12 protein-coding genes are annotated in these 8,975 nt (G+C 63.2%); 5 read left to right on the forward strand and 7 right to left on the reverse strand.

Annotated elements, in window-relative coordinates:
- Positions 1-515 precede the first annotated feature (515 nt).
- The 3 genes from rpsN to rpmB are packed head-to-tail and all read right to left on the reverse strand — an operon-like array spanning position 516 to position 1,227.
- Entirely contained in the window at positions 516-821 is a 306-nt protein-coding gene (rpsN, locus tag ACFVTG_RS24630; protein WP_028267656.1) for a 30S ribosomal protein S14, read from the reverse strand.
- Positions 822-823: 2 nt separating this feature from the next.
- The gene (gene rpmG / locus ACFVTG_RS24635; RefSeq protein WP_003798558.1) at positions 824-991 is read right to left on the reverse strand and encodes a 50S ribosomal protein L33; all 168 of its coding nucleotides are present in this window, start codon (positions 989-991) and stop codon (positions 824-826) included.
- A complete protein-coding gene (rpmB, locus tag ACFVTG_RS24640; protein ID WP_078107326.1) occupies positions 991-1,227 on the reverse strand; it encodes a 50S ribosomal protein L28 in 237 nt (78 codons plus the stop codon). Before rpmB ends, rpmG begins: the two co-directional genes overlap by 1 nt.
- A 428-nt stretch (positions 1,228-1,655) precedes the next feature.
- Here rpmB and ACFVTG_RS24645 point away from each other — a divergent pair, with 428 nt between their 5' ends.
- The 3 genes from ACFVTG_RS24645 (at position 1,656) to ACFVTG_RS24655 (ending at position 4,544) form a co-directional block, all read left to right on the forward strand.
- Entirely contained in the window at positions 1,656-3,146 is a 1,491-nt protein-coding gene (locus ACFVTG_RS24645) for a ferric reductase-like transmembrane domain-containing protein (RefSeq protein WP_390283605.1), read from the forward strand.
- Positions 3,143-3,709 (forward strand): FMN-binding protein, encoded by a 567-nt coding sequence (locus tag ACFVTG_RS24650; RefSeq protein WP_390283609.1) that lies wholly within the window; start codon positions 3,143-3,145, stop codon positions 3,707-3,709. Before ACFVTG_RS24645 ends, ACFVTG_RS24650 begins: the two co-directional genes overlap by 4 nt.
- Positions 3,710-3,770: 61 nt before the next feature.
- Positions 3,771-4,544 carry an FAD:protein FMN transferase gene (locus ACFVTG_RS24655; RefSeq protein WP_390283612.1) on the forward strand — a complete coding sequence of 258 codons (774 nt, stop codon included), beginning with the start codon at positions 3,771-3,773 and terminating at the stop codon, positions 4,542-4,544.
- On the opposite strand, the gene ACFVTG_RS24660 is transcribed toward ACFVTG_RS24655, so the two are convergent.
- Both ACFVTG_RS24660 and ACFVTG_RS24665 read right to left on the reverse strand, forming a co-directional pair.
- On the reverse strand, positions 4,541-5,302 hold the full coding sequence (locus tag ACFVTG_RS24660; RefSeq protein ID WP_390283615.1) for an SGNH/GDSL hydrolase family protein: 762 nt from the start codon (positions 5,300-5,302) through the stop codon (positions 4,541-4,543). The two genes, ACFVTG_RS24655 and ACFVTG_RS24660, sit on opposite strands and share 4 nt — an antisense overlap.
- Positions 5,303-5,399: 97 nt before the next feature.
- Entirely contained in the window at positions 5,400-5,879 is a 480-nt protein-coding gene (locus ACFVTG_RS24665; protein ID WP_234754501.1) for a MarR family winged helix-turn-helix transcriptional regulator, read from the reverse strand.
- A gap of 120 nt (positions 5,880-5,999) precedes the next feature.
- On the opposite strand from ACFVTG_RS24665, the gene ACFVTG_RS24670 reads away from it, so the two are divergent.
- Both ACFVTG_RS24670 and ACFVTG_RS24675 read left to right on the forward strand, forming a co-directional pair.
- Positions 6,000-6,632, forward strand: coding sequence for an NADPH-dependent F420 reductase (locus ACFVTG_RS24670; protein ID WP_390283619.1), 633 nt, complete (start codon positions 6,000-6,002; stop codon positions 6,630-6,632).
- Positions 6,633-6,693: 61 nt separating this feature from the next.
- A complete protein-coding gene (locus ACFVTG_RS24675) occupies positions 6,694-6,978 on the forward strand; it encodes a YciI family protein (protein ID WP_284755731.1) in 285 nt (94 codons plus the stop codon).
- Between the two features lie 73 nt (positions 6,979-7,051).
- Here ACFVTG_RS24675 and ACFVTG_RS24680 read toward each other — a convergent pair whose 3' ends face one another.
- Together ACFVTG_RS24680 and ACFVTG_RS24685 are read right to left on the reverse strand one after the other, a co-directional pair.
- Complete coding sequence (locus ACFVTG_RS24680) at positions 7,052-7,864, reverse strand: SGNH/GDSL hydrolase family protein (RefSeq protein WP_390283623.1); 813 nt, start codon at positions 7,862-7,864, stop codon at positions 7,052-7,054.
- Between the two features lie 2 nt (positions 7,865-7,866).
- Complete coding sequence (locus ACFVTG_RS24685) at positions 7,867-8,763, reverse strand: SGNH/GDSL hydrolase family protein (RefSeq protein WP_390283626.1); 897 nt, start codon at positions 8,761-8,763, stop codon at positions 7,867-7,869.
- Between the last annotated feature and the right edge of the window lie 212 nt (positions 8,764-8,975).

Genomic DNA, 8,975 nt, shown 5'->3' on the forward strand with positions numbered 1-8,975 from the left:
GAGTTCTCAAACAACAGACACACCCGGCACCACCCACACCCACCAAAGGGTCCAGGATCGCTCCGGAGCAACTTTCCAAACTTACCAGACACGCTTTCTCAGCGCAACTCCCGAAACCGGGAACCACGCCGGACAAAACACCATCCGCGACCCCCGGAAACCGCACCGGAACGCAAGAAAGCGAACCAGGAATTTGGTTTCCATTTGAAAGGGAGTCTGTCGCAATTTTTCCGCATCAGCGGCGGCGACTCGATCTACTTTACACACCCCCAAGACCCCACGCAAATCACGCCTCAGGCGAGCAAGAACCGCGGTAATCCGGGACAAAACAGCCGGTCGAGCGCAAAAGGAAGCCGCCGGCGTCGTAATTCGGCACTGTGTGCTGCACCACTAATCGCCAAGCCTCGAAACCCGCCGAATTCGGACACCCGACGCATCGGAGCCCGGAACCCGTCGCCTTAAACGCAAGAAGGGCCGGCAACCAAACGGTCGCCGGCCCTTCTAGTGCTTCTGGATTACCAGGAAGACTTGGTGATGCCCGGGAGCTCACCACGGTGAGCCATGTCGCGGAAGCGAACACGGGAGATACCGAACTTCTGGAAGGTACCGCGCGGGCGGCCGTCGATGATGTCGCGGTTACGCAGACGGATCGGGGAGGCGTTGCGGGGCAGCTTCTGCAGGCCGAGGCGAGCCTCTTCGCGTGCTTCGTCAGTCGCGTTGGCGTCAACCAGGGTCTTCTTCAGTTCGAGACGCTTGGCAGCGTAACGCTCAACGATGACCTTGCGCTGCTCGTTGCGAGCAATCTTGGACTTCTTAGCCATGTTTAGCGCTCCTCTCGGAATTCGACGTGCTGGCGGATCTTGGGGTCGTACTTCTTCAGGACCAGGCGGTCCGGGTCGTTACGACGGTTCTTGCGGGTCACGTAGGTGTAACCGGTTCCCGCAGTCGACTTCAGCTTGATGATCGGACGTACGTCCTTGTCCTTTGCCACTAGAGCTTCACCCCACGAGCCAGAACTTCGGCGACGACTGCGTCGATGCCGCGAACGTCGATGGTCTTGATGCCCTTGGCCGACAGGGTCAGCGTGACATTACGGCGCAGGGACGGAACCCAGTAGCGCTTCTTCTGGATGTTGGGGTCGAACCGACGCTTGTTGCGGCGGTGCGAGTGCGAAATGCTGTGTCCAAAGCCCGGCTCGGCTCCGGTCACCTGGCAGTTTGCTGCCATGACGACTCTCCTAAAAAATAAAATGAAACGGCAAGCAGAGTTCCTACTTCCCGTGCAATAGGCGACGTCCGCAACCAGTCCACACCGTTTTCGGTAGTTCCCGCAGGGTGGATCCCTCGACTGAAATCAGCCAATGATCACCGCTGCGGCGAAGGTAGTGGGTCCGGACAACAGGCCGGAATACTGGGCGAATACTGGAATGCACGCAACTTGAGCCCCTAACTACCGGCCCGCGGATCTCCTGTTGTTGCCAACAGTCACCGCCAACCGGAGCAATTGCACACGCTCCGCGCCACCTAGCGCCTAATAAGTCTAGGGGCTGGGGGAAATTAAGACCAATCGCGTGTATAAGAACCAGTTCCTCAAATCATAAGCGGAGGCTAGTCCCCTCACAGGAGATCGAAAGGTTGAGAGTTCAATCTTGAGACATGAAGTCACAACTCCTCGCCTCCCCAGGCCAACGTGCGGGTACGTCCCCGGGTCAGCCTCCAGCGCCCGAGCGGCGCAATTCCGCCAAGGGAAGGTTCGCTGCGCAGCATCGCCGACGCATGTTCCGGACGGACATGCTCACCGTTGCGCTGTGGGCTTCCCTCGCAGCGGCGCTGGCTTTGTGGCTCGCCGACGGCGGGATGTCGTCGGTCGGGAACCTCACCCAAGCGGTCACCGCCGTCGGGATCCTGGCCGGGCTTGCCGGCATGGACTTGGTCTTCCTGATGCTTCTGCTCGCGGCGCGCCTGCCTTTCGTGGACGGCGCGGTGGGGCATGACAGGGCGTTGGAATTCCACCGGAAGCTAGGCAAACCGGCACTGTACCTGTTGCTGGCGCATGGACTTCTCGTGGCAACCGGCTACGGCATGGCCGAGGGCCTGAACCCCGTGAGCGAGGCCGTTTCGCTCTGGGTGTTGGTACCCGATATGTGGTTGGCGTTCGTCTCCATGGCCTTGTTCATTGCCGTAGTGGTCACCTCGCTTGTGGCTGTTCGGCGCCGCTTTCCCTACGAATTCTGGTACTTCGTCCACCTGCTCACGTATTTGGCAGTAGCCGTCGCCTTACCGCACCAATTCAGTGTGGGCGGTTTGTTCGCCGAAGGCACCTGGCAGCGCTGGTATTGGCTGCTGCTTTACATAGGAACAGGCTCGGCGCTGGCTTGGTTCCGTATTGCCCAGCCCGTGATAGCTACCTACCGGCACCAACTGACCGTGCGGCGCGTGGTACCCCTTGCGCCTGGCGTCTTCAGCATCGAAATGAGTGGCCTGCGATTGAATGAGTTGTCGGGAAACGGCGGCCGGTTCTTCGTCTGGCGCTTCCTTGCCCCCGGCATGTGGTGGCAGGCGCATCCGTTCAGCCTGTCGGCGGAACCGATCATGCCGCCGTCGGGCACGTCATATGGGCGGCCCGCCCAGCAGCCCACCTTGCGGATCACCGTCCGGAATTTGGGTGCGGGTTCGGCCCGGCTGGCTTCGCTCAAACCGGGAACGAAAGTAGCCATCGAAGGTCCGTACGGCGTCTTCAGCACAGCAGCCCGGAGCCGGGAACACGTCGTGATGATCGGCGCAGGAATCGGAATCACGCCCCTCCGGGCGCTCCTGGAATCCACTCCCTTCGCGCCCAGCCAGGCGACCGTCCTGTTGCGCGGCAGCAGCAAGGAAGAGCTATTCCTTGGCGACGAGATCCTTGAATTGTGCCGGAAGCGTGGTGCCACGCTCTTCCATCTGACTGGCCCGCGGTCCGGGAATCCTCAAAGCGCCTGGTTGCCCGCCTCTGCCGGCACCTCGCGGCTGCGCGACTTCGTACCGGCCATCACCGACGCGGATGTGTACATTTGCGGCCCATCTACTTGGGCCCGCCAGGTGCTGGCTGAGGCAAAAAGGTCCGGCGTCCGGGAGGAACAACTCCACTACGAAAGGTTTGACTGGTGAGACTCAGGGCAGGAATTTCAGCAGCGCTGGCGTCGGCGGCCATCCTCCTGGTCGGTTGGCAGGCAGGGGCGCACGTGGCGGACTCGAACGCATCGGCCGTCACGACCTCCGCAGCCGGAAACACAGGCGGTGCCGCTTCAGGCACGGGCTCGACGGCGAATGGAACCACCGGGAGCAGCGCTTCAGGATCGTCCTCGGGAACCGGAGCCGGCTCCAGTTCCAGCACGGGGTCGAGTTCCAGCACGGGGTCGAGTTCCAGTTCCACTCTGGGGGCCTCGGCCAAGGCAGGCGGCACCTACGCGGGCACGGCGGTGGAGACCCGATTCGGAACGGTCCAGGTCCAGGTAACCATCAAGGCCGGCGTGATCACGGATGTCACAGCCCTGCATCTGACCGACCAAGAGCAACGATCGGTCCAGATCAGCGCCAGGGCAGCACCACTGCTCCGCTCCGAAGTGCTGAGCGCCCAGTCGGCGAACGTGCAGACCATCGGCGGGGCCACCTATACCAGCGAGGCATATTTGACATCGCTCCAGGCGGCCCTCGATGCAGCCCATTTCTAAGCCCAACGGGCCCGGACAAGACACTGCGGAGCCCCGTCTTCGTTCCCGAACGTTCACGAGCATGGGCACTGTGGTGAGCCTCGCCATCCCAGCTGCTACAGGGACGGCTCCCCAAGCCGCGGTGGAGGAACTCGAGGCGGCCACCGCCGTCGTCGAGCAGTTGTTCAAGGGGTTGGATCGGACGTTTAGTCTCTACCGTCCCGACTCGGAGGCGAGCGCGATGGCGCGGGGCGAGCTGGCCCTGAGGGACGCCTCCGTGGACATGCGCCGACTGTATGTCGAGGCGGTCGAATGGCGCACCCTCACGGAAGGTGCGTTTACGGCGGAACGGCCCGACGGCGTCGTGGACTTGGCGGGGATCGTCAAGGGACATGCGATACGGGAAGCCGGAACGTCGCTGCTCGCGTTGGGCCTGAAGGATTGGTGCCTCAACGCGGGCGGGGACGTCCTGGTGGCCGGTTCGCCGACGCCGGGCACTGCGCGGCCGTGGCTGGCGGGGATTATTGACCCGGAAGATCGGACGACGCTCCTGACTGCGTTTCCGCTCGGCAGCAAGGGCAAGCACGCACTGGCGACCTCGGGAACGAGCGAACGCGGCCACCACATTTGGTCCGCGGGCCTCCAATCGGTGCGGGACCAGGGGTTCCGCCAGGTTTCAGTGGGAGCGGCCGACATCATCACGGCCGACGTCCTGGCCACGGCCATCATGGCGGGCGGTGCCGGAACCCTCACGCTGGCTGCGTCCCGCTGGGACGTTGACGTGCTCGCGGTGAAGAACGACGGCGGACTGCTCGCCACGCCGGGGTTCCGGAAACTTGCCGCTCAGCCCAGTTAGGGCCGGGTGAGCTGCGGGTACTTCGGGCTCAGGCCGTCGCCTGAAGACTTGCCCGTAACGCGGCGGACCACCCACGGGGCGGCATGTTCACGGGCCCAACGCGCGTTGGCCCACAACGCTTCCGCCCGAGCAAGCTGGGGTTGCGTGACAGGAGGCGGGACTTCAAGGGAACCTTCGTGCTCCAGGACGGCCAGGACACGGTTGGCCATATTGATGTGGCCAGCAGTGGACATGTGCATCCGGTCCTGCGCCCACATGTGCCAGTCGTGGTATTCGCTGAAGCGCCAATAGTCCACCAGCAGCGCACCGTGGTTTTCGGCGATTTCCCGCACCAGCTCGTTGTAGATCGCGGTGCGTCCGCGCATGGTGCCGAAAACCTTGGAACTGCGAGCGTCGAAACCGGTAAAAAGAAGCAACGTGGCGCCGGTGGCGCTTAGCTTCTCGATGCCGGCTTCGTAGTCCTCCATGAGCCTGTCGATATCGACTTTGGGTCGGAAGATGTCGTTCGCTCCCGCGTACAGGGTCACCAGCGTCGGTTGAAGCGCGATGGCGGCGTCCACCTGTTCTGCCATGACTTGCCGGAGCTTCTTGCCGCGGATGGCCAGGTTGGCGTAGCCGAAATTGTCGTTGCTTTGTGCCAATTGATGGGCGACGAGGTCCGCCCATCCCCTGACTCCGTTGGGGCGCGATGGGTCAGCGTCGCCAAGTCCTTCGGTGAAAGAGTCACCCAATGCCACATACCGGGCAGAAAAATCCATGGCGCCAGTCTTTCATCAGTGCGGGGCGGCCGTCACGCGCGGTGGTGGCACGGTCGGCGGCGGCTCCGGCACCGGCCGCGGGCAGCGCGGCTGCTGCTTAGCGTTCGCGCAGGATCCAGTGGTCGTCGTCCAGCCGGGCCACGATCTTCTCGCCGATCCGCGCGAGGTCCGCAACGTCGTCGTCGGTCATGGCGTCCAACATCAAGGCACGGACCGCATCCACATGCCCCGGGGCGAGGGACACGATGGTGTCCATGCCTGCCTCCGTCAGGTGCGCCACAGTGACGCGTGCATCGCCCGGATGGGCCTCACGCTCCACCCAACCGCGTCTCTGCAGCTTGGTGACGACGTGCGACAACCTCGACAAGGAAGCACTGGTGCGGGCGGCAAGCTCACTCATCGGCAGGAAACGCCCCTCCGCTTCGGACAGCATGGCGAGCACGTTGTAGTCGAACAGCGACAATTTGCCGGCCGCTTGCAGTTGGGTGTCCAGGGCTGCGGGCAGAAGGGTGTTGATGCTCAGGAGGGCCAGCCAGGCACGGCGTTCGTCGGCATTGAGCCAGCGCGGTTCGGTCATGGATTCATCTTAGAAGGAAATCAATGCTTGACACTTCAACTTAAGATCATTATTGTTTTAGTTGAAGCTTCAACTAAATGAACATGAACTAATCATGGGCACTCAAGCAAAGGAACAACAATGGCTGACATCACCATCATCGGTACCGGCAACATGGCGTCCGGCATTGCAGCCCGCGCGGCGACGGCAGGCAAAAGCGTCCAGGTCCTGAGCCGCGATGCCGGCTCTGCTGCTGCACTGGCGGCGACGGTCAACGGAACCTCCGGCATCACGGGGTCTCCGGTGGAAGGCAGCATCGTGGTTCTGGCCACTCCGTTCGAGGCCTCCAAAGAAGTCCTTTCTTCCTATGGCTCAGCGCTCAACGGCAAGACGATCGTCGACATCTCCAACCCCGTGAACTTCGAGACCTTCGATTCCCTCACCGTCCCCGCCGGAACCTCGGCAGCCGAAGAACTGCAGGCCCTGGTTCCCGGCGCATCGGTAGTCAAGGCGTTCAACACCGTCTTCGCAGCCACGCTCGCGGAGGGCGAAGTGGACGGCCAGACCCTCGATGTACTCGTGGCGGGCGACGACGCCGAGGCGAGCGCCGCCGTCGTCGACTTCGTCAAAGGTGCGGGGCTGCGCCCGGTGAACGTCGGACCGCTGCGCCGATCGCGTGAGCTGGAAGCCTTCCAGTTGCTCGTCATGACGCTCCAGATCAGCGACACTCACCCCGACTTCAACTGGAACTCTGCAGTCAAGCTGCTGCCGTAAGGTCTTCTGGTTTCGGAGGGCGGCCCGTTGCGGCCGCCCTCCGCGTTGTAGGCTGGGCGGCATGTTCGTCGTTTCGCTGACATACAAAGTTCCTGACGAGATCGTCGATTTCCACCGCCCCGCACACATGGATTGGGTCAAAGAAGCGTTCGACGCCGGCACTTTCCTTGCATCCGGACGTCGCGTTCCAGCCATCGGGGGTGTGCTGTTGTCCAACGTCGATCGTGCGACACTGGACGCTTCCCTGGCGACGGATCCGTTCTACGTCAACGGGGTAGCCGACTTCGAGATCATCGAATTCACGGTCACCAGCGCATCTGCGGGGTTCGAAAACCTGCTGGACTAGTCGGGTTACAGCTCCCGGGCGTCACGCAGAGCACACCGCCGCCAAAAAGTTGTCAGGCGTGACGCTGACCCCTTCAAAGCCTGGCTGGCTCAGGGGACGCGCCCAGTCGCTCCGGCAAGACCACCGGCATAAGGGCCGGCCAGCGGGCGCTCAGGTGATCCCCGCTCGACACTCCCCTGAAGCGACGCGAAAGCCACGGCGCCACGTCGCGCCTGAGCCACGCGGCGTCGTCGGCCATTTTCTCGGCGCGGCCCCGCGGCTGCAGCGGCCCGAGCCCCGGAGAGCCCAGCGAGTGCGCGGCACCCAACACCTCCAGGACTTTCTTGGCCATGTATTCGTGTCCGATGCCGGACATGTGCAGCCGGTCCGGAGCCCACATCCGGCGGTCCTGGTACTTTTCGAAGCACCAATGGTCCACCAGAAGCGTTCCGTAGGCTGCGGAAATGCGCCGGATGTGCTTGTTGAAAACCGCCGTGCGCAGCTTGAGCGGCTCCAACACCGGCGAGAGCGGCACGTTGTACTCGGTGAACAGGAGGACCTGGGAACCACTTTGGGCGATCCGGGCAACGGCGTCCTCGAATCCACGGACCAGTTTGCGCATGTCCAGCCGGGCACCGAGGAGATCGTTGCCGCCGGCGTGGAAACTGACCAGCGTGGGAGCCATCGCGAGTCCCGGCTCAAGTTGTTCAGCCACGATCTGCTTGAGCCGACGGCCCCGGAGGGCCAGGTTGGCGTACTGCGTCTGCGGCCGGTGCCTGGCCAGTTCCTCGGCGACCCGGTCGGCCCAGCCGCGGCAGTCGTTGGGCAGACGAAGGTCGGTGTCGCCAACACCCTCGGTGAAGGAATCTCCGACGGCGACGAATCGCAGCGGTGTATGCGTGGCCATGGTCATGTCCCCCCGTTGTCTTGAGCTTTGCCTTGTGCGTTGCTTCCGGCGTGAGCCGAGCCCGCCGCGGCGGCTTGGCGTTCCGCGAGTTTTCGCAGCCCGGCCTTCCGTGGCACTTTCACGGGCTCCGGCCAGCGCGGGCCAAGGCTGTCCCCGAGCGTGACACCGCGAAGCTTCCGGCCGAACAAGGGCAGCACCCAGTCGTTCACCCAGCGGCGTTGACGCCGTTCCCAATCGCGCAACCTGAGCCGTTGCGGCGGTTCCCAGTCCTTGGGCGAGAACTTATGCGGTACGCCGAGGTGATCAAGTACCTGCGCCGCCATGTATTTGTGCCCGGCTTTGGACATGTGGAGGCGGTCCGAGGCCCACATCCGGCGGTCGTGGTAAGCGTCAAGGCACCAATAATCCACCAGCACGGCCCCGTATTTGGCGGCCAGTTCGCGGACGCGCTCGTTGTAGAGGGCATTCCGCTTCTTGAAGGGTTCCAGCACGGCCGAGACCTTGACGTCGTACCCCGTGAACAAGACCAAGGTGGCTCCCGTGGCTGCGAGGCGGGCCACGAGTCTTTCGTACTCGGCCATGAGCAGGTCCATGTCCGTGCCGAAGTCCAGGATGTCGTTGCCGCCAGCGTAAAGCGTGATGAGAGTGGGTTCCATGGCCAACGCACGGTCCAATTGCTCTTCGACGATATGGCGGAGCCGCTTGCTCCGCACGGCAAGATTGGCGTACTCCCAGCCCGGTTCGGCCTTGGCCAGTTTCTCGGCGACGCGGTCGGCCCAGCCCCGGACGCCGTTCGGTAGGGCCTCGTTCCGGTCCCCCACGCCCTCGGTGAAGGAATCGCCCAAGGCAACAAACCGCCGTCGTCCGTTCTGGTCTGCATCAAGCACGTTCCCAGCCACGACGCCAGCGTAGCCCCGCCCGGTTGCCCGCCGGCAAAGCCCAGGTTAATTCGACGCTCGCTCACCTATAGCGCCTTTCGACCGGACGCTCGCTCACCTGTGCTGTTGAGCGAGCGTTCCCTCATCGTCAAGCTGGTTGTGAGTCATTCATTACCTGTTGATTGAAGGAGCCGGCGATGGCCGTTGATAACAAGGGTTTTACGCGTGAAGAG

Source organism: Arthrobacter sp. NPDC058127 (assembly GCF_042884555.1).
In the GTDB taxonomy this organism is placed as follows: domain Bacteria; phylum Actinomycetota; class Actinomycetes; order Actinomycetales; family Micrococcaceae; genus Arthrobacter.